We start from the raw sequence: 20,904 nt of genomic DNA, 5'->3' as shown, positions 1-20,904 counted from the left end.
AGTTAGAACATAAGGTCCGCTGTGAGCGAAAAGCGGACGTTGCCCCCCTTTTTGACGTCTCCAGATTTAGCTCCGACATTCAGATCTTCTCGTGCTGGACCTTAAAAATAGATGCAACTTATAGGGAAACTACGCGGTTGAGCCAGCACAAGACGAATCGTTTCCCAGACAGAGCCCCCCTTCATCAAGCGATCCCCCGTTTTGGATTGACTATCGACCAAAGTTTTTTCGCTGTCAATCAGCAGCTTGCTGGTAATTCGCTATCTTTAATGTCTGCTACAGGACCGAGGATGTCACGATCAAATTCTGCCAGCGGCCTACCGGTTTTTACGCGGTTTGGCCAGTCATGGTTCGCCAGCGCCCCCCGGCCCAGTGCTATCAGATCAGCGCCTGCTGATAGCACCTCTATTGCACGCTGTGGTTCATGCAGGCCGCCATTGGCGATAATTGTTAAATCAGGCGCATATTTATGAGCCAGCGCGACAAGTGATAGCGGTCCGCTCTCAAATGCAGGCTGCCAGGCTTCATATTCAGTCAGGTGCAGGTAATCAATGCCTGACTGGGCTAACAGCGTAAAAACAGTACGCGCATCGTCTTCTCCGTGAGCCCATTTATGATGAAAATCATTTACCTTACCCTGAGAAATCCGGATGCCAATAATCGACTCAGCGCCGAGTCGGGTACGCACAGCCTTAATGACCTCAAGGATTAATGTAAGACGCCCCGCCGTATCGCCACCCCATTTATCTTCGCGAAGATTGGTGTAATCGGTAAAGAACTGATCAAGCAGATAGCCGTTAGCTCCATGAATTTCCACGCCATCAAAACCGGCGTCATGGACCGCGTTCGCCGCTGCATCCGCAAAACTATGGATAATCTGCTGAATTTCGGCGTCATTAAGCTCACGCGGAACAGGGTACTTGCCCTTGCCACGGTAAAAAGTGAGTTGCGTGCCTTCAGGCTCAACAGCAGAGGCGCTAACTGTACCCTCCGTATGGAAATTATCCTGAGAAAGCGCACCGGAATGCTGGATCTGTGCGATAACCTTTCCCTGCTGAGCATGAACTGCCTCAGTGATTTTGCGCCATGCAGCGATCTGCATGGATGAAACAATGCCCGACTGATACGCATAGGTCTGTGACCAGGCATTATCAATATAAATTCCTTCCGTAATGATCAGAGCAAAATTACCCCGGGCGAAGTCTTCATAATAAGAAAGCATGCGATTGCTGGCGATACCGCATTCCGAGGCCGACACGCGGGTCATCGGTGCCACTACCAGGCGATTATTCAGTTTGATATTTTTGAGCGTAAAGCTGTTAAAAAGCGGTGATGCAGACATATTTTTCCCCGGATCAGATAAGTAACAGTAAGGGAAAGATATCTTTTAATGATGCAGCTATAAACGCATGGGACTGATAAGCTGGTATATCATAAACTGATATAATCACCGTACGCCGCTGATGCATATTGGGTTGTGCTTAAATGAAATCCGGCTGACAGAGAGAATGTGGCGGGCATAAAGCTCAATGCACTCTTAGATGATCAATCAAACATGCTTTAAAAAGTATAAATCAACCTCCCTACAGGGCTTGATAATAACGTTTCACGGGTAGTGTAAAAACATCATGAACGTCTGTGACGTACAGCTTTTTCTGACCATCACTGAAGCCGGCAGCCTGTCCCAGGCTGCGAGACGGCTGGACATCTCGGCAATGGCCGTTTCACGCAGACTTGCCGGGTTAGAGCGTGAACTGGGGACTCGTCTGCTCCAGAGAACAACACGTTCGGTATCCCTTACCCAGGAAGGGATAGAGTTTATTCCGTATGCCCGTGCTTTGGTTGAGGCCGAAGAGGGTGCAAAGGGTCTTTTTTCCCCCGATTCGAAAGGCGCGTCTGGCCTGCTGAGGGTTACTGCGCCGTCTGGGTTCGGGCGGCGCTACCTGCTTCCACTGATTCCTGAACTACTTGAAACCAACCCTGACCTACGAATCGATCTGCAGTTCAGCGAAGACGTGGTCGATATTGTCGGACGCGGAATTGATGTCGCGGTGCGAATTGCGCCCTTGCGAGATTCCAGCCTTATAGCCCGCAAAATTGTGGATAATCCGCGTGTAGTCTGCGCCTCACCAGATTATCTCAGGCAGTACGGTGTTCCTGCCACACTCAGTGAGCTGACTGAGCATAACTGCCTGAGGCTTACAAATGTCCTGCAGTGGACATTTCAATCCAGCGGTCAGAGTACAAGCCTGAGCGTGGATGGGCGGTTCAGTTCAGGCAACGTTGAAAGCATTCGGGAGTTTTGTGTTCAGGGAATGGGGCTGGCGCAGCTTACTTTATGGGACGTCAAAAAAGAACTTAGCGAAGGTACGTTACAGGAGGTGACTTTCATGGATGTTGACGCGCAGAATCTACCGGTGTGGGCACTGCTTCCCACCTCGCGATATCTGCCACAGCGCGTTAATGTTTTTATAGATGCGCTAAAAGCTTCACTCGGCTAAGCCTGAGCAGGCATTGCCGTATGCTTTTCCGTAACGTGTTCGCCTCATGGGCTTACCGTGCCGTTGCAGCCATAGCCAGCGCTGAAAAATGACAGTGGCTGGCTGAAGTATACCTGTGTAAAAGCAGACCATTACCTGCTCACTGGTCTGCTTAGAACGCCAGACAACTGAATAGCATTCTGGCCGCTAACCTGATGACCCTGAGGACCTGACCAGAGCGGGCATTTCTGCTTGTCAGAAGGACCAGCGGCGCATGCCGCCATCAACTACGGCGACGGTCCCGGTGATATACCGTGAACGGGGAGAGACGAGAAAGGTCGCCATATTAGCGACGTCCTGAGCCTCGCCGAAATCTTTCATTGCAATCTCTCGCTCGGCGAATTCTTTACGCGCCTCACCAGGAAAAAGTCTGCGGATTTGGGCAGTATCAAGCAGCCCCGGCTGCAGGCAGTTAATGGTAATACCGTGTTTCCCAATCTGTTCAGAAAGTCCTTTCGACCATACGGCGATGGCTGCTTTTGAAACCGCAGACGCATTGACCTGTGTTGGCTCAGTCGTGCCCGTTATATTCAGAATGCTCCCTGACTGATTGTCTATAAAGTGTGGTAAGAGAAACTGCGTCAACTGGCGCTGACGGGTAAAGCCGAGGTTCATCGCCTCATCCCAGACCTCGTCAGGAGCCACCGGTTCCAGTGGACAGCTGGCACCGGCATTATTAACAAGAATATCAACCCGACCCATGGTTTGAAGTGCCGCGTCGGCTATGGCGTGAGGTGCTTCATGTGAAATCAGGTCCTGAACAAAAATAACCGGTTCAGGCAGGCCAGCGCAAATGAACTCCTGCTTTAATTCGTTCAGCAGAGAGGCGTTACGTGCTGTAGCAAATACCGTTACACCTTCTTCAGCCAGTGTGCGTGCAATGGCGCGGCCCAGTCCCTGACTGGCCCCGGTGACGACAGCCTTTTTACCTTTGAGATATAAATCCATAATGCTCTCCTGAAAAATTTCAGATATCAGCCAGATGCTTGTGACTGATCACGGTTGCTGGTAAAGATGAAATACAATGCGATTATCAGCAGAACGAGTGCTGCAATGCGGTTCCAGGTCAGTGGTATAGCGCTGTTACCAAACAACCCTGAAGTATCAATAAATAAACTCATACCCAGCTGGCCGAGAATAACGCCGACGGTTGCAACCGCGGTTCCGATTTGGCGAACCGCGAAAATCATTAATAAGATGTACAAAATCCCGAAAAAAGCTCCGCTAAGTTGCCACTTAGGCACATCCATAAGTGACTGCGTGTGGGCGGGCTCAAGAAACATCACCAGCAAAACTGAAAGTACGGTTCCGGACAGGAAGTTAATAAATGTGGCATGAAGCGCACCTATTTCCTGCCCCAGCTTCCCGTTAATGGCAGCCTGGATGCTGAGCAGGCAACCGCCTGTCAGGCTTAATAAAATCATTATCATCAACATTCATTTTCCTCCGGCAATAAGAGCCAGCGCGCCAGCAATTAAGCACAGTGCAATGACTCGCCTCATGTTGACCGGGCGACGCCGGGTATCAAACCAGCCAAAGTGATCGATAAGCAGACTTTTAGCTATCTGCCCGGCAAGGATGCCTGTCATCGTCATTGCCACTCCAATTACTGGCGCAGCAACGGTCATAATGACGACGTAGCAGGGGCCTAATAGCCCGCCCGAGAGATGCCAGCCAGGCAAAGTCATAATGGATACAGGACGACGTCGGCCAAAAAAAATTGAAATAAAGAAAAGCAGTGCCGTTCCTGTGCCGAATATGCAAAGCGTGGCCCAGTAATGACCGACTACACCACCAAGCGGCCCCAGAATACCCGCCTCTGTTCCAAGCCCCATTCCTGCCACGATAACCAATAAAAGACTTAACCATTTCATAATCAGTTTCTCCGTCAGAAGGGAAATGTTAGTCAGGAAGTCTATTGCGAAAAAGAGCATAATCCTGCAAACACCTTTGCAGATTACGCTCAGATGAAAGACTTAACTCACATTAATATTCGTGCCATGCAGCTGTTTATGAGCATTATGGAAACGGGAAATTTTTCTGAAGTGGCGAGGCGGGAAGGGATAGCGGTCTCCTCTGTTTCACGCACTCTTCAGCTACTTGAGGCTTCTCTGGAAACCCAACTGCTTTACCGGAGTACACGTGCTGTGGTGCCCACTGAAGAGGGGCGAATTTATGCCAGCGCTTTTCGGCAGATACTTGACCAGGTCAGCAGTGCGTCAGCGCTTGTCAGCGAACGCATGAATGTCCCATCAGGGCGGATACGATTTAATGCGCCGGTTTCTTTCGGTATAAGGCACATATCTCCCCTGATGGCGGAACTCAGTGAGCTTTATCCAAAACTGTCGATCGATCTGAGTCTCACTGACGAATTTGTTAATCCGCTGTCTGACGCCTCTGATCTGGTGTTACGTATCGCTGGCATGAAAGATTCGGCGTTGCATGGGCGGTTTATTGCAGATCAGAATTGGCATCTTGCTGCCAGTCCTTCTTACCTGCATAAATACGGCATACCTGAGGTGCCGGAAGATTTACGGCAACACCATTTGCTTGTTTATCGTGGGCATATGGGAATACCACGCTGGTGTTTTTCAGGCAAAGAGGGACAGTACAACATTAGCCAGCATCCCAAAGTCATGTCTGACAGTGCTGAATCGCTAATCCGGATGGCCGAGGACGGAGCCGGTATTGTCCTTTTTCCGGACTGGCAGATAGGTAGCCTGCTTAAGTCCGGTCACCTCACCGAGCTGCTCATGGATTATGAAGTGTCTACAGGTGAAGCCGGCCAGTCGATTTTCATGCTGTATCCGGGCAGCAAATTTCCTGCATTAAATACGCGCACGGTCATAGATTACTTCTTGCGCAAATTTGGGCAGCCGGTTTACTGGAAATATGAGCAACAAAAAAGATAAGCCAAAAGTTCGACGTTGCAGTCAGGCACTGACAGCCTGCTTGTGGTACAAAGCGGGCTGTTACCCGAGACTCATTCAGGCGAACGGGGTTTGTTAGCAGTGCAGACGCGTGAGGTTTACCGTTGCAGCGCTAATTTAACAGGAGTGATGATGTTCTTCATTTTCAGTGGACTGCCGGGTTGCGGAAAAAGCACTATCGCAAAGCGATTATCCCAACGATTAAACGCGGTTTATTTACGCGTTGATACGGTCGAACAGGCGCTGCGGAACGGATCGGCGCATTTCAGGGAGATTGGGCCCGAAGGTTATTTCATACTTTATGCGCTGGCGCGGGATAATCTCAGACTGGGATCTACCGTGATCACTGATTCGGTTAATGACCTTAATCTGGTGCGTGACGCTTTCCGTGAGATAGCCCTATCGTCGGATGTTCCGTTTCTGGAAATTGAAATTCAGTGCTCGGATGCTGAACAGCATCGGACGCGTGTAGAGAACAGAATTTCCGATATTCCGGGCTTAAAAGTACCTGACTGGCAGGCAGTGATCAATCGCCACTATGAACCGTGGAACAGAGCGCATCTGCAACTGGATAGCGCAAAATTATCCGTCGACCAGTGCGTGGACCAGATCCTCAGCGCGAGCAGGCAGTCCTGAGCAGCTGTGCGGTACAGCAAACAAAGTCCACTGCCGGAATTTTCCTGCCAGTTCAGGTCTGATGGCGATAGGCCAAAGAAGAAGTACCTAAAGTGTGCATTGCAGCCAGGGAAGGATACTGAACCCGATGATATCCACAGCATGAAATAGAGGTTGAGCCGTGCAGCCTGCTTATCTGAACGCCTTCTCTGACCTCCCTGAACACCGCAAAATTATTTCGCGGATAAGCGCATAAAACTATAACCAGCGGGATGAGGGGGCGAACCAAACCATAAGTACAATTTTAACCACAGCTATGCTAATATTTTCGCGCTTATTGAGGCGTATTACCGTGCGACGAATTTTTGGGAACGCAGTATGATAGATAAATATCAAATTCATCATGAAGTCGATGTGCTGCTTTTCCTGCGACACATCTGCAAAATCGTCTTTACGGTCCTTATTTTGCTGCTGCTTATTCCTCATCTTGCCTATGCCGAAATAAAAGATGGCAAAGCCAATCGTATTGTCAGCGGTATTATTAGCTTTACCCAGTGGCGGGGGTTGACCGGCCCGCCACAATTATGTGTTTTTTCTTCAGCCCGGCATCTCTCCTTGCCGGAAAAAAAACCATCTCCGGCAGCGACATTCACTGTTGTTTATCTTACTGAAGCCAGCGACCTCCCGACACACAGATGCGATGCAGTCTATTTCGGCGATCAGACGTCGCAACAGCAGGTCGCACTTATTCAGCAGTTCAGTGGAAGAGCCGTGCTGACCCTTGCGGAGAACAACGCGGATTGCACCATTGGCGCTGCTTTTTGCATGATTTTTCAACCGGATCGTACGCTTTTTTCCGTTAACCTTGATTCGCTTGCCAGAAGCGGTGTCAGGGTGAGTCCGGACGTGCTTTTGCTGTCCCGCGATAGAAGCGAATAACATGAAATACGATAAATTCAGAAACGACAAATCATCGATACGCAATAAACTGCGAAAAATAAGCACCATCAATTCTGCGGTTATATTACTGTTGTGCTGGTTATTGCTCTCCTCTACCTCGCTGCTATTTATTAAAAACTATGAGAAGCGAAACCTTGAATTGATCGCCGCGACGTTAAGCACCACGCTAACCGCCGCTACCGTTTTTGCCGACAGTTCCGATGCGCATAATAAAATTGCCCGGCTTGGCGATGAAGGCATGTTCGATTCGGCGAAACTGGCCACCCGCGATCAGATTATTTTGGTCGACTGGCATGCTCAGAAAGAACAGACGGGCTGGTATTCACGGTTATTACGTGAATGGATTTATCTTAAACCTCTTAAGGTTAATATAAATCACGCAGACGTTACTGTTGGTACGTTGACGCTGGAAGGCACGGTGACCGGTGCGGTGAGTTTCATTCGTTACTCTTTTATGATTCTTACCTGCGGTATGTTATGTGTGCTGATTATCTCGCTTCTGCTGAGTGAGTTTCTGCATCGAGGGATTATTGCAACGCTGCGCAACATTACCAGTTCGATTCACTATGTGATTCGTTCTGGCGATTTTTCCCTGCGTATCCCGGAGAGCCCGACCAGTGAGTTTCAGCTGTTTTCAGATGACCTGAACTCGTTGCTGATGGAAATGCAGACGCTGAAGGCCTCACTTATTCGCGATAATCGCTCTCTGGCAGCCAAAGCGCTGGAAGATCCGTTAACCGGACTTGCCAACCGCAGCGCCTTTGCTGCTCGTCTTACTGAGCTGCTCGATCAGCAATATGCCGAAGAGCGTTTTGCCTTGTTGTTTCTTGATGGCGATCGCTTTAAGAGCATTAACGATAACTGGGGCCATGCCGCCGGGGATGAGGTATTAAAAGCTATCGGGTCGCGCCTCTCATCATTGGCTGCTGAACAGGATTTAGTCGCCCGATTAGGTGGGGATGAATTTGCAATGCTGGTGAGCAGTCGCGCCAGTGAAGAGCAATTACAGCTGCTCATGCAGAACATTCACCAGGCCATGATGCAAAAAATTGTGATTGCTGAAGGTACGCCGATCACTACCTCGGTTACCATCGGCTACGCCTGGTCACAACACGGTGATACGGTTGAGTCTATTCTCGAGCGTGCCGATATGAATATGTACAAGAATAAGCGAAAAAGTAAGGCTTAATTATGAAAACAAAAATTTCCCTGATGGTGCTTATTTTGGCCCTGGTCGGGTGTCAGTCGAAAGGGCGTTTTAGCGATGCGCAGATCGCCGCGATGCAGAATGCCGGATTCAGTCAAAATACCGAAGGCTGGGGATTGGGCATATCCGATAAGATCCTGTTTGGCGTAAACGAATCAGAGCTTACCCCGTCCAGCAAAAGTAACATCAAGACGATGGCGAAAAACCTGGCGTCAACCGGTATTAAGCATGTGCGCATTGACGGGCACACCGATAATTACGGCAAAGCAGACTATAACCAACAGCTCTCGTTAAAAAGAGCTAACGCGGTAGCGGCACAGTGGGCGGAAGGTGCTGCCATACCGCCTGAAAATATCACTACCCGTGGATTAGGCATGAGTGCACCGGTTACCCCCAACAATAGCGCTCAGGGGCGCGCGCAAAATCGGCGCGTGGCAATTGTGATCACTGCGCCATGATAATCCCGACGGCCGCTGCATAATGATACCGCGGCCGTATCGCGTTGTTTTTGTGGTGATTGTGCATATAACATTTAAGATGCTGACTGACAGGGAAGGTTATTCATCGGCGAGTCGGGTGAGTGACAGTTAAAGGGATGAAGGTTATATCCGGGCGTTTAACTGAACCCGTTGAGCCTGAATCTGGCAACAGAATTTACCTGACCCCTGCGTATATGAGTAATTCATCCCGGCTTCTAAAGAAAAATAACAGGCTACATCCGCTGGCTTCGTGAATAAACTGACCGCCAGCACCAGGATAAACTGTGGAGTGGCACAGAATCACCATGCTGTTTTCACAATCTGCTATTGCTCAAACTTTCAACACCCCGACCGGTTAAATCAGCCGCCGCCAAAATCGCGCAGCACAGTAGCCTGATTCGTATGCGTACCACCCTGGTGCGTCAGCATGCGCTTGCCGCTCAGCGGCGATATCGCGAACATCCTGTGATGAAAACCGTTTTCTTTTTCCAGCTAAACTTCTGATATGTCGTTGGAAAACAGCTTTATTTGTGAAATTCTGATGGACAGACTGATTTATTAGCTTTGTGATTTCAATAAAAACAACAGGATAGGTTAAATTTTGTTTGATAAGGTGAGCGAATTGCAGGAACAACCCAACGGGAAAGCGCCCCCGGTGCGGTTATTATTTAGCGCGCTGCTGCTGGTGATGCTGCTGGCCGCGCTGGATCAGACCATCGTCTCCACTGCGCTGCCGACCATCACCGGCGAGCTGGGAGGGCTGGATCGGCTGTCATGGATTGTGACCGCTTATACCCTGTCATCGACCATTGTGGTGCCGCTGTACGGTAAATTCGGCGATCTGTTTGGCCGCAAACGGGTACTGCAGATTGCGATAGTGCTGTTTCTGCTGGGCTCCGCACTGTGTGGTCTGGCGCAGAATATGACGCAACTGGTGCTGACCCGGGCGCTACAGGGACTGGGTGGCGGCGGGCTGATGGTGGTCAGTATGGCGGCGGTGGCCGATGTGATCCCACCGGCTGAACGGGGAAAATATCAGGGCTTATTCGGCGGCGTGTTCGGGCTGGCCACGGTGCTGGGACCGCTGCTGGGCGGCGCGATTGTGCAGCACGTCTCCTGGCGCTGGATCTTCTATATCAATCTGCCGCTGGGTCTGTTCGCTCTGCTGGTGATCGGCATCGTCTTCAATTCAGGCGGTAAACGCACCCGGCACGAAATTGATTACCCGGGCGCGATCTGCCTGAGCATGGCGCTGCTGGGCATTACCCTGTTTACCAGCGAAGGGGGCACCATCAGGCCGTGGTCCGATCCGCAACTGTGGTGCATTCTGGCGTTCGGTCTGGTCGGCTGCATTGGCTTTATTTATGAAGAACGCCGGGCGTGGGAACCGATTATTCCGCTCACGCTGTTCCGCAACCGCAGCTTTGTGCTGAGTAGTCTGATCGGCTTCATTATTGGTATGTCGCTGTTTGGCAGCGTTACCTTTTTGCCGCTTTATCTGCAGGTGGTGAAAGGGGCCACGCCAACCGAGGCGGGCCTGCAACTGCTGCCGCTGATGGGCGGCTTGCTGACCACCTCTATTATCAGCGGACGCATCATCAGCAAAACCGGACGTTATCGCCTGTTCCCCATTGTCGGCACCTTACTGGCTACCGCCGGGCTGGCGCTGATGACCACCATTACCATCACATCGCCGTTATGGCAGCTTCAGTTATTTAGTGCCGTGCTGGGGATGGGACTGGGCATGGTGATGCAGATACTGGTGCTGGTGGTGCAGAACAGCATTGAACCGGCGCTGACCGGCGTAGCCACCTCGTCGGTGACGCTGTTTCGTTCGATTGGCGGCTCAATTGGGGTGGCGCTGTTTGGCACCATTTTCAGTCAGGTGCTGAAATCGCAGCTTGAAGCGCTGATGCCGGCCGGAACCGTGCTGTCGCCCGCGATCTCGCCCGCAGCGCTGAATCAGCTGCCGGCCGATATCCGGCACGATTATCTGCAGGCGTTTGGTGCGGCGATTCATGCGGCATTTATGATGGCGGCCTGCGTCATGGTGCTGGCCTTTATCCTGTCGCTGCTGATGCGTGAGGAGCCGCTGAAAAAAGGGACGCAGGGATGAGGAAATGCACGGCGGATCCCGCCGTGCAGCGTTGCTTTCAGCGATAAAACGCCGGTTTTTCCGCCATCGTAACCGGCACAATCTGACCGGAATTCTGCGCCGCGACGCAGGCGTCGGCCGCCACCGCAGCCGCATAGCCATCCCAGGCTGAGGGACCGGTCATCTCACCAGCGATAACGTTATTAATGAACGCCTGCAGCTCGACGTCATAGGCGTCAATAAAACGCTTTTTCCAGTCGGTCAGGATAGTGGTCGACAGCTTCGCCGCGCTGCGCAGTTGCACTGACATCGGCTCAGGCAGACGGGCAATGCCGCTTTCACCCACCACTTCACACTGAATGTCGTAGCCATATTCACAGTTAACAAAAATTTCGACATCAATACGCGCGCCTTTGGCGGTTTCCAGCAACACGATTTGCGGATCGCGCAGGTGTGACGAGGCCTTTCGGGTTTTGCGCGGGAAGATCACCTGTGCGCTGACATAGTCATCGTTCAGCAGCCAGCGCAGCACATCCAGTTCGTGGATCAGCGTATCGGTGATGGCCATATCGGTGGTGTAGCTGTCACCCACTTCCGGATTACGGTGCGCGCAGTGCAGCATCAGCGGTTCGCCAATCTCGCCGCTGTCGATCACCGCTTTCAGTGCCCGGTAGCCGCTGTCATACGGCCGCATAAATCCGACCTGCACCAGCTGGCGACCCGCCTTGATCTCCGCCTCAACAATATTCAGACAGCCTTCGGCGGTGACCGCCAGCGGCTTCTCGCAGAACACCGCTTTGCCAGCCTCGATAGCGGCCAGCACAAAGGCTTCATGGGTCGGACCCCAGGAGGTGACCAGCACCGCATTGACCTGCGGATCGTTGATCAGCTCAATCGCGTTATCATAAATACGCGCTTCAGGCGTCAACTGATCGACAACCTGCTGACAGTTGTCACGATTGATGTCGTTGAGTGCTACCACCCGCGCATTCTGTAATACCGTGCTGCAACGACGGATGTGTTCGCGACCGATCGCACCGGTTCCGATAACGCCAATATTGATAGTCATAATGCTTCCTTAATCAGGCTGAGTGGTTCAACAGCTGAATGCTGTCGCGAATTTCGCGGATAATGTCTGCTTCCTGCCAGTCATTCATCACCGATGAGAACGGTTCAAAGGCGTAAAGGCCGGTGTAGCCCATTTTTTCCAGCCGCTCGACCTGCTGCTTGCTGCGTAAGCGATCGTCGGCGCTCAGCATGATGCGTTCTTCATCGGTAAGCTGGGCGACCGGCCGCGGATCGGTGACGCCAGACAGGTGAACCAGCCCGATCTGCTGCACATCAATCTCCTGTTCGAAGCCGTTTTCAGCATCCTCAAACAGATGATGGTGGAAGGTATCAATCAGCAGCCGGAACGGTACATCGGCCTGTTTGATCAGCGCCTGCGCCTGAATTGCTGAGCGCAGCGAACTTTGCGGAAAGCCAAGTGGCTCCACCAGTCCCTGAATGCCGTAGTCGGCAAACAGCGGCCCTAAGATTTTCAGCGCAGCAACGGTATCCGCCGCGCTGATCGGGGTGCCATCGTTCAGCGGGCAGAGCACCAGCGACTCGGCACCAACCGCCCGGGCATCGCTCAGCAGCTGGCGGGTGCGCTGCAGCACCTCATCGTTCAGCTGGTTAAACGGGTAGACCGCATTGATGGTAACGATCTCAATGCCTGACTGGCGTGCCAGCACCTTAACCTGTTCACCGGTCAGATCGTCGGTAACGCGTCCGCTGCGCATGTCGTTGCGCAGTTCGACTTTATGAATACCCAGCTGAGTCACCAGGTTAAAAAAACGTTCGATGCTCAGAGTGGGCGCAATTTTGCGGTTTACACAAAAACGTGCCTGTGGAATAGATAAGCTCATAGTCATTTCCTGAAAGTAATGTGTGCGTAATAATCGGGTTTAATCGTCATCGGTTATTTAATCGGTGAACGTCGCTATTTCCTCTCTGACCGTCGTTAAGCGAAAGTGATATCTCTGCGGGCTCCATGCGGCAGCATTATTTTTTGCCGTTATAAAGCGCGTAGAAATAGTGCTCTACCTGCTCAAGACTTCTTCCTTTGGTTTCGGGAATAAACTTCATGACGAAAACAGAACCACCGATGCCGATGAGGGCGAAAATAAGGAACGCACCCGACAGACCAAAGGCGGCTAATAACAGCGGGAAGGCCATCGAAATGGCGAAATTAGCGATCCACAGTGAAAAGACTGCGCCACCCATGCAGATGCCGCGCATCCGGGCAGGGAAAATTTCCGACAGCAGCAGCCAGGTTACCGGCGACAGCGCACCCTGCTGGAAGCAGAGGAACATCAGCATTCCCGCCAGTACCAGATAAGCGCGCAGCAGGTTAACCGCGCCCTGCTGATATTCCGGCATCAGCCAGCAGATCAGCCCGATGAAGAATAAGCAGCAGGTACAGCCCATCTGACCAATCAGCACCAGCGGGCGACGGCCGACTTTGCCGATCAGCCAGATGCCGACGAGGGTCATCACCACTGAAATCGCACCGTTAGCGATGGTGGCAAACAGCGCGGCATCGTTACTCAGGCCAGCGGCTGTCAGCATGGTCGGCGCGTAGTACATGATGGTATTTACGCCGGTCAGTTGCTGAATGGCGGCGATACCAATGCCGAGCAGGAATATTTTCATCAGCCACGGCGTGGCCAGATCGCGCAGCCGGCCTTTGCCCTGCTGGCGGTTCTCTTCAATCGTCTCTTCGATCTCTTCGAGTTCCCACTCCACATCCTCGGCTGCGCGGGTTTTCTCCAGCACCTCGCGGGCCGCCTGACTGCGGCCTTTCATCACGTGCCAGCGCGGGCTTTCAGGCATGAATATCATGCCAATCCACAACAGAATGGCGGGCACAATCGACAGTGCCAGCATCCAGCGCCAGGTATTTTCGCCGCCCCAGATATCGTTGAAGGTGGCGTTGGAGATGTACGCCAGCAGCTGGCCGCTGACGATCATCAGCTCCTGCAGCGTCACCAGCTGGCCGCGTTTATTGGCTGGCGCGATTTCTGCGATATAGACCGGTACCGTCGCGGCCGCACCGCCTACCGCGAATCCGAGAAACAGGCGTGAGGCGATCATCCACTCCACGTCCGGGGCGATGGCTGAGCCCACTGCGCCGAAGGCGAAAATCAGCGCCAGCGCAATGATGATGCGCCGTCTGCCGAGGCTATCCGCCAGGTGGCCAGCGGCCAGTGCGCCAAAGGCGGCACCAAACAGCAGCGAGCTGGTGACCAGTCCGGTGGTCAGCGGGGTGAGGTGCAGATCGCCACGCATAAACAGCAGCGCACCCGACACCACGCCGGTGTCGTAGCCAAACAGCAGGCCGCCCAGCGTCGCCACCAGCGCAATAATCTTCACAAACGGCTCGGTACGGGTGGCGCTATTGGGGCCAGATGCCGGGTTCGACGAGATATACAGTTCTTTTTCCATGAAAACTCCAGGTGAAAACAGGCCAGGTAAAACGTCAGAACATGAAGGAGCATTCACCCTACTGATATTTATATTTCGGGTTAAATTATATTTGGAATTTAGTTTTCATTTTGTGAGCTCAAGCCTTCCGGCCATTTTATTTTGATGGGATTCCATCAGGATGCGAATAAACGGTTTAAATTTAAGCCGGTTATTGAGCGCGGAAATAAAGCGTCACCATGTGAAGAGAAGGCGGGGCCGGTGAAACAAAGGGGCTGGAATTGTCTTATTTTCGGATAAATAACCGCAGGATGAAATAAACATCCCAAACCGCAGGGGGAAATTAAAATAACAGCCGGCAGGCGGACGACGGGCGCGACCGGAGGGTCTGCGCCGTCAGATTAGCGGATCACCAGGCCGCTCAGGGCAGAGAGCAGTGCATCCACTTTGGGCAGAAACTGTTTGCGACGAGGCCACACTACGCTGAGCGTCAGTCCGTCAGGCTGCAACTGGGGAAGAACGATCTCCAGTTCTCCGACGGCGACTGACTGGCGAATCAGCCAGGAAGGCATTTGTGCGATACCCAGACCAGCTTTTACCGCCTGCATCTGCGCATCCACATCACCTAATGCCATCCGGTAAGGCACATCGCGCCAGTTCGGTTGACCATCTTCAGTAGTAAACAGCCAGGGTTTGGTGCTGCCGTCAACGCGCTGATAAAGGATGGCGCGGTGATTCAGTAACCCGGCCTGGTTGTGCGGCCGGCCTTCACGATCGAGATAAGCCGGTGCAGCGCAGAACTGCATCTGCTCACGGCCCATGTTACGCCAGCCCAGCGAGGCGGGCAGGTCGGGCGCACCGCCAATCCGCACCGCGACATCCACCCCTTCATCAAACAGGTCGACGAACCGATCGGAAAAACTCAGGCTGAGCGCCAGTTCAGGGTGCTGCTGACAGAACGGCATCAGCAACGGCATCACGTTAAGCCGGCCATAGGTGTTGGGCACCGCCAGTCGCAGGCGGCCGGAGGGAATGGTGCGCTGCGCCGCCAGCACCGCTTCGGTCTCGGCCAGATCTTCCAGAATACGCAGGCAGGTCTGGTAATAGGCGCTGCCGGCATCGGTCAATTGCAGGCTGCGGGTCGTGCGTTCCAGCAATCGGGAACCTAATCTTGTTTCAAGCCGGCTGACACTTTTACTGACGGCCGAGCCGGTAACATGCAGGCGCTCAGCGGCAGCGGTAAAGCTGCCGCATTCCACGCTGGCAACAAAAGGCAGGATATCTTTGAGGCGCTGATCGTGCATCGATTAATGAACTCAGGTTGAGAATGCTATGAATTAATGCCAGAGATAAGAACTCAATTCTCTATTAGGCTTAGCATTACGCAAAACGAGGAGAAATCAAATGAAAAAACAGGCTTTGATTGTGGGTATCAGCGGCGTTATCGGCCGCGCACTGGCGGACAAACTGCAGCAGGAGGGCTGGCAGGTGACCGGTCTGTCACGCGGACGCGGCGCGGTACCGGAAGGCGCGACCAGTCTGACAGCCGATCTGACCGATGCTGACGCGGTGCGCGAAGCACTGAAGTCGGTGAAACCGGATGCCGTTTTCTTCAGCGTCTGGGCGCGTCAGGAGAATGAAAAAGAGAACATCCGGGTTAACGGCGGCATGGTACGCAACGTCATCGAGGCGCTGGGCGAAAGGCTGAAGGGCGCACACGTCGCGCTGGTAACCGGTCTTAAGCACTACCTGGGCCCGTTTGAAGCCTACGGCAAAGGCGCGGTGCCGGTAACGCCGTTCCGTGAAGAGCAGGGTCGTCAGCCAGTCGACAACTTCTATTATGCTCAGGAAGATGAGCTGTTTGCTGGCGCGGAAAAATATGACTACCGCTGGAGCGTCCATCGTCCGCACACCATTATCGGTTACGCCGTCGGTAACGCGATGAACATGGGTCAGACGCTGGCGGTGTATGCCACGCTGTGCAAAGAGAAAGGCTGGCCGTTTATTTTCCCCGGCTCGCCAGAGCAGTGGAATGGCGTGGCTGACATGACCGACGCCGGTTTGCTGGCTGAGCAACTGCACTGGGCGGCTACGTCTCCTGCGGCGGCCAATCAGGATTTCAACGCCGTGAACGGCGATGTGTTCCGCTGGAGCTGGATGTGGCCGAAGCTGGCTGGCTATTTCGGTATCGAGGCGGCCGAATTCCCGGCGCAGATGATGCCGCTGGAAGGCCGGATGCAGGAAGCGGCCAGCGCCTGGCAGGAGATTGCCCAGCGTCACCAGCTGCGCGAAGCGGACATCAATAAGCTCGCGTCCTGGTGGCATACCGACGCCGATCTTGGTCGTCCGATGGAAGCCTTCACCGACATGAGCAAAAGTCGCAAAGCGGGCTTCACCGGCTATCGCAGTACGCTCGACTCCTTCACTCAGCTGTTTGATAAGCTGAAAGCGGAAAAAGTGATCCCGCAGTAAGTCAACAGGCGCCGCATCAGGCGCCTGTTTTGTCTCTGGCTGATGGCTATACTTCTGCTCTCGCTGAATTAACAGAGGAACTGAGATTATGGCGGCATGTTTTATTATCGGCGCGGCGGGTAAAGTGGGTCTGCGACTGACCCGCCAGCTAAGCGCTAAGCAGCACGCGGTTTCGGCGCTGCACCGTAAACCGGAGCAGGCTGCTACCCTGCAGGCCGCTGGCGCGCAGCCGGTATCAGGTGATATTCAGCAACTGACGGTTGACGAGCTGGCGCAAAAGATGGCCGGTCACGAGGTGGTGGTTTTCACCGCCGGTGCGGGTGGCGCGGGTATTGCGCTGACCAATGCGATTGACGGCGACGGGCTGGATCTGGCGGTCGCGGCGGCGGAACAGGCGGGTGTGCCACGCTTTATTCTGGTCTCGGCGTTTCCGGATGCCGGTCGCGGTAAAGCGATTTCGGAAGGATTTGAAAACTATATGCGGGTCAAAAGGCTGGCGGATGCGCGGCTGGTGGCGAGCGGGCTGGAATGGGTAATCTTGCGTCCGGGAACGCTAACCGATGCAGCCGGCACCGGTCGGGTACAGGCCGATCTGGCGATCCCGTACGGGGAAATCCCGCGTGATGATGTCGCCGCCACGCTGGCTGGCCTGATTGAAACTCCGGCGATTAAGTATCAGATTATCGAGCTGACCAGCGGCGACCAGCCGATTGAGACGGCGCTGCAACGATTACAGCGCTATTAAGCCAGCAAAAAAAAAGCCCCGTAATCGGGGCTTTTTTATTACTTAACGCATTTCGCGCAGTGTTGTCGCTCGATGTGCTGGAAGAAATCGTTGCCTTTGTCATCGACCAGGATAAAGGCAGGGAAGTTCTCCACCTCAATTTTCCAGATCGCTTCCATACCCAGTTCAGCATACTCCACGCATTCCAGACGCTTGATGCTCTGTTGCGCCAGTACCGCAGCCGGACCCCCGATGCTGCCCAGGTAGAAACCGCCATGTTTTTGACAGGCATCGGTAACCTGCTGACTACGGTTTCCTTTGGCCAGCATAATCTTGCTGCCGCCGTGCGCCTGCAGCAGATCAACATAGGAATCCATGCGGCCAGCGGTGGTTGGGCCGAGTGAGCCAGAAGCGTAACCTTCAGGCGTTTTGGCCGGGCCAGCGTAATAGACCGGATGATCTTTAATGTACTGCGGCAGGCCTTCGCCGTTATCGATGCGCTCTTTCAGTTTGGCGTGCGCAATATCACGCGCCACGATGATGGTGCCGCTCAGCGACAAGCGCGTGGAGACCGGGTAGGCCGACAGCTGTGCCAGAATCTGCTCCATCGGACGGTTGAGATCGACATGCAGTACTTCGCCTTCACCCTGCTGACGCAGCGCTTCAGGAATCAGACGACCCGGGTTGGCTTCCAGTTTTTCAATCCAGATGCCCTCGCGGTTGATTTTGGCTTTGATGTTGCGGTCTGCCGAGCAGGAAACGCCCATGCCAATCGGACAGGAAGCGCCGTGGCGTGGCAGACGGATCACCCGAATATCATGGGCAAAATATTTGCCGCCAAACTGTGCGCCAAGGCCGAGTTGCTGCGCGGCTTCCAGCAGTTCCTGCTCCAGCTGGGTATCACGGAACGCCTGGCCGTGCTCATTCCCTTCGGTTGGCAGGCCATCGTAATAATGTGTGGAGGCCAGCTTAACGGTTTTCAGGGTGCTTTCTGCCGAGGTACCACCAATCACAAACGCGATGTGGTACGGCGGGCAGGCAGCGGTGCCGAGCGTGCGCATCTTATCGACCAGATAATTTTTCAGCTTGCCTGGGCTCAGCAGCGCTTTGGTTTCCTGATAGAGATAGGTTTTGTTGGCTGAGCCGCCGCCTTTGGCGATGCAAAGGAACTTATATTCGTCGCCATCCACGCTATAGAGATCAATCTGCGCCGGCAGGTTGGTACCGGTGTTGACCTCTTTATACATATCCAGCGCCGCATTTTGCGAATAGCGCAGGTTATCTTCGATGTAGGTATTATAGATCCCCTGTGACAGCGCAGCTTCGTCGCCACCACCGGTCCAGACGCGCTGGCCTTTTTTACCCATGATGATGGCGGTGCCGGTATCCTGACAGGTCGGCAATACGCCTTTGGCAGCGATTTCGGAGTTTCTTAAAAACTGCAGAGCGACATATTTGTCGTTATCGCTGGCTTCCGGATCGTCAAGAATCGAGGCGACCTGCTGCTGATGCGCCGGACGCAGCATAAACGAGGCGTCATGAAACGCCTGCTGCGCCAGTAATGTCAGGGCCTGCGGCGCAACTTTCAGCACTTCCTGGCCTTCAAATTCGGCGACGGAAACGTGCTCACGGCTCAGCAGATAGTATTCGGTATCCTCGTGGGTCAGAGGAAAGGGGTTCTGATAGAAGAAAGGTTTGTTCGACATTTTTTCTCACTTAATGACCAGCTGAGCCGTCGCTTTCAGGCCGCGAGGGTCAGCATCATAGGCGAATTAATCGTTTATTATATTTACCCGCCGCCGGGAGGGCGGCGGGTAAGACGTGGAATGGTATCTTATAACGCGTTGATCTGCATGTTGTATCCGTCAGAACATCCACACCATCCACGGATAGGCAATCAGCATCATCGACACCAGGAAGATGGCGCCGAAGATGGTACCCAGACGCCAGTAGTCTTTGGTTGGCAGATAACCGCTGCCGTAATAAATCGGGCTGGGTCCGGTACCGTAGGGGGTAATGATGCCCATCACACCCAGTGAGGTACACAGCATCAGGCAGAAGACCGGCATGTTGATGCCTGGAATTGATGCCGCGATGGTCAGCATTGCCGGTAACAGCGCGGTGGTATGCGCGGTGGTACTGGCGAACAGGTAGTGCAGCAGGAAGAAGGCGATTAACAGCACCACTGCGGAAACCTGCGGGTCGTATCCCTGCAACAGCATGCCGCCTTCTTTACCTAACCAGGCGATAAAGCCGACCCGGGCCAGGCCATCGGCCAGTGCCACCAGGGTGGCGAACCAGGCAAAGGTATTCCAGGCCGCTTTGTTGCTGGTGATGTCATTCCAGTTCAGTACCCCGGTCCACAGCATCAGAATAATGACCAGCAGCGCCGCCATAGCCGGTTCAATCCAGGCGGTAGCGAAAATCCACATCAGCAGGGCGCAGACCACAAACACCAGCAGCAGGATTTCGTTACGGGTCAGTTTGCCCAGTTTTGCCAGTTCAGCGATGGCCCATTTCGGCACTTCGTCATTCACTTTCACTTCAGGCGGGTAGAACCAGTACGCCAGCAGCGGCATGGTCAGAATCAGTAACACACCCAGCGGCAGGAAGGCGAGGAACCACATGCCCCATGAGATATCGAAACCGATCACGCTTTTCACCAGCGCCAGTGCCAGCAGGTTCGGGGCCAGCGCAGAGAGAAACATTGAGCTGGTGATACAGGCGGCGGTGATGGCAACCCACATCAGGTAAGAACCGATCTTACGGGCGCTTGGGTCGTTAGGTTTGGAGCCGTAAAGCGGCGGCAGGTTAGCAATGATTGGGTAGATAGTCCCGCCGCTGCGCGCGGTGTTTGATGGCGTAAACGGTGCCAGCAACAGGTCGGCAAAGGTGATGGCGTAGCCGAGCGTCAGGCTGCGGCGACCGAGATATTTCACCAGAATCAGCGCCAGTCGACGTCCAAACTGGGTCTTGTCGTACCCGGCGGCGAACATAAAGGCACCGAAAATCAGCCAGACGGTAGAGTTGCCGAAGCCGCTCACCGCCCACTTAAATGACTCACTGGCGAGTTTGAACTTCGGGTTCGCCAGCTCCGCCGGACTGAACAACAGGAACTGACTGAACAGGGCGATGACCACCACGCCAGTCAGACCGATGACCGCGCCCGGTAATGGCTCAAAAATCAGCCCGACAATCACGCCAACAAAGATAGCGAAGAAGTGCCACGCGTAAGGTTCGAGTCCGGCGGGTACCGGCACCAGCAGCAGGAGCACTGCGACCAACACCGGTAAGGCCAGCATGATAGCTTTCTTTTTTCCAGCCGCAGCAGGGGCTGCTTTTGGAGGTTCATTCACAGCTGAGAGTGGTTTCATAGTATTTGTCTGCAAGTTGAGAAGAATGCGATTTGCGCCC

19 protein-coding genes are annotated in these 20,904 nt (G+C 53.6%); 9 read left to right on the top strand and 10 right to left on the bottom strand.

The genetic code is table 11. The annotated features are described in order from the left end of the window. Positions 1-238 precede the first annotated feature (238 nt). Positions 239-1,342 carry an oxidoreductase gene (locus AABB92_RS11690; RefSeq protein ID WP_031374400.1) on the bottom strand — a complete coding sequence of 368 codons (1,104 nt, stop codon included), beginning with the start codon at positions 1,340-1,342 and terminating at the stop codon, positions 239-241. A 286-nt stretch (positions 1,343-1,628) separates the two neighbouring features. Here AABB92_RS11690 and AABB92_RS11685 point away from each other — a divergent pair, with 286 nt between their 5' ends. Beyond that, entirely contained in the window at positions 1,629-2,501 is an 873-nt protein-coding gene (locus AABB92_RS11685) for a LysR family transcriptional regulator (RefSeq protein WP_031374401.1), read from the top strand. Positions 2,502-2,735: 234 nt separating this feature from the next. On the opposite strand, the gene AABB92_RS11680 is transcribed toward AABB92_RS11685, so the two are convergent. Genes AABB92_RS11680 through AABB92_RS11670 form a run of 3 tightly spaced genes read right to left on the bottom strand, consistent with a single transcriptional unit; the run spans position 2,736 to position 4,414 of the window. Further along, the gene (locus AABB92_RS11680; RefSeq protein WP_031374402.1) at positions 2,736-3,488 is read right to left on the bottom strand and encodes an SDR family NAD(P)-dependent oxidoreductase; all 753 of its coding nucleotides are present in this window, start codon (positions 3,486-3,488) and stop codon (positions 2,736-2,738) included. 26 nt (positions 3,489-3,514) lie between these two features. Next, positions 3,515-3,976, bottom strand: coding sequence for a DMT family transporter (locus AABB92_RS11675; protein WP_031374403.1), 462 nt, complete (start codon positions 3,974-3,976; stop codon positions 3,515-3,517). Continuing rightward, positions 3,977-4,414 (bottom strand): DMT family transporter, encoded by a 438-nt coding sequence (locus tag AABB92_RS11670; RefSeq protein ID WP_046289349.1) that lies wholly within the window; start codon positions 4,412-4,414, stop codon positions 3,977-3,979. 93 nt (positions 4,415-4,507) lie between these two features. Here AABB92_RS11670 and AABB92_RS11665 point away from each other — a divergent pair, with 93 nt between their 5' ends. The 6 genes from AABB92_RS11665 (at position 4,508) to AABB92_RS11640 (ending at position 10,847) form a co-directional block, all read left to right on the top strand. Further along, positions 4,508-5,452 (top strand): LysR family transcriptional regulator, encoded by a 945-nt coding sequence (locus tag AABB92_RS11665; RefSeq protein ID WP_046289312.1) that lies wholly within the window; start codon positions 4,508-4,510, stop codon positions 5,450-5,452. A 150-nt stretch (positions 5,453-5,602) separates the two neighbouring features. Then, entirely contained in the window at positions 5,603-6,106 is a 504-nt protein-coding gene (locus AABB92_RS11660) for a P-loop nucleotide/nucleoside kinase family protein (RefSeq protein WP_031374404.1), read from the top strand. Positions 6,107-6,463: 357 nt separating this feature from the next. Next, positions 6,464-7,024, top strand: coding sequence for a regulatory sequestration protein YfiR (yfiR, locus tag AABB92_RS11655; RefSeq protein ID WP_072051022.1), 561 nt, complete (start codon positions 6,464-6,466; stop codon positions 7,022-7,024). Position 7,025: 1 nt separating this feature from the next. Then, positions 7,026-8,234, top strand: coding sequence for a diguanylate cyclase DgcN/YfiN (gene dgcN / locus AABB92_RS11650; RefSeq protein WP_031374407.1), 1,209 nt, complete (start codon positions 7,026-7,028; stop codon positions 8,232-8,234). Between the two features lie 2 nt (positions 8,235-8,236). Next, positions 8,237-8,710 carry an outer membrane lipoprotein YfiB gene (gene yfiB / locus AABB92_RS11645; protein ID WP_031374408.1) on the top strand — a complete coding sequence of 158 codons (474 nt, stop codon included), beginning with the start codon at positions 8,237-8,239 and terminating at the stop codon, positions 8,708-8,710. A gap of 622 nt (positions 8,711-9,332) precedes the next feature. Further along, positions 9,333-10,847, top strand: a complete 1,515-nt coding sequence (locus tag AABB92_RS11640) for an MDR family MFS transporter (protein ID WP_227021898.1) — start codon at positions 9,333-9,335, stop codon at positions 10,845-10,847. 37 nt (positions 10,848-10,884) lie between these two features. Here AABB92_RS11640 and iolG read toward each other — a convergent pair whose 3' ends face one another. The 4 genes from iolG to AABB92_RS11620 form a co-directional block, all read right to left on the bottom strand. Further along, positions 10,885-11,895, bottom strand: a complete 1,011-nt coding sequence (gene iolG, locus AABB92_RS11635; protein WP_031374409.1) for a bifunctional inositol 2-dehydrogenase/D-chiro-inositol 1-dehydrogenase — start codon at positions 11,893-11,895, stop codon at positions 10,885-10,887. Positions 11,896-11,908: 13 nt separating this feature from the next. Then, positions 11,909-12,736 carry a TIM barrel protein gene (locus AABB92_RS11630; protein WP_031374410.1) on the bottom strand — a complete coding sequence of 276 codons (828 nt, stop codon included), beginning with the start codon at positions 12,734-12,736 and terminating at the stop codon, positions 11,909-11,911. 136 nt (positions 12,737-12,872) lie between these two features. Further along, positions 12,873-14,315, bottom strand: a complete 1,443-nt coding sequence (locus AABB92_RS11625) for a sugar porter family MFS transporter (protein ID WP_031374411.1) — start codon at positions 14,313-14,315, stop codon at positions 12,873-12,875. Between the two features lie 380 nt (positions 14,316-14,695). Further along, entirely contained in the window at positions 14,696-15,598 is a 903-nt protein-coding gene (locus tag AABB92_RS11620; RefSeq protein ID WP_031374412.1) for a LysR family transcriptional regulator, read from the bottom strand. Between the two features lie 100 nt (positions 15,599-15,698). Here AABB92_RS11620 and AABB92_RS11615 point away from each other — a divergent pair, with 100 nt between their 5' ends. Beyond that, the gene (locus AABB92_RS11615; protein ID WP_031374413.1) at positions 15,699-16,766 is read left to right on the top strand and encodes an SDR family oxidoreductase; all 1,068 of its coding nucleotides are present in this window, start codon (positions 15,699-15,701) and stop codon (positions 16,764-16,766) included. Positions 16,767-16,854: 88 nt separating this feature from the next. Beyond that, complete coding sequence (locus AABB92_RS11610; RefSeq protein ID WP_031374414.1) at positions 16,855-17,511, top strand: SDR family oxidoreductase; 657 nt, start codon at positions 16,855-16,857, stop codon at positions 17,509-17,511. Positions 17,512-17,549: 38 nt separating this feature from the next. Here the strand turns inward: AABB92_RS11610 and fumA are convergent, their stop codons facing one another. Both fumA and AABB92_RS11600 read right to left on the bottom strand, forming a co-directional pair. Continuing rightward, positions 17,550-19,196, bottom strand: a complete 1,647-nt coding sequence (gene fumA, locus AABB92_RS11605) for a class I fumarate hydratase FumA (RefSeq protein WP_031374415.1) — start codon at positions 19,194-19,196, stop codon at positions 17,550-17,552. A gap of 159 nt (positions 19,197-19,355) precedes the next feature. Further along, on the bottom strand, positions 19,356-20,864 hold the full coding sequence (locus tag AABB92_RS11600) for an anion permease (protein WP_031374416.1): 1,509 nt from the start codon (positions 20,862-20,864) through the stop codon (positions 19,356-19,358). Positions 20,865-20,904: the final 40 nt, after the last annotated feature.

This window comes from Pantoea brenneri (genome assembly GCF_038594305.1).
GTDB classification, from domain to species: domain Bacteria; phylum Pseudomonadota; class Gammaproteobacteria; order Enterobacterales; family Enterobacteriaceae; genus Pantoea; species Pantoea brenneri.
Note: the sequence above shows the minus strand (reverse complement) of the source record. Positions and strands in the feature narration are given on the sequence as shown.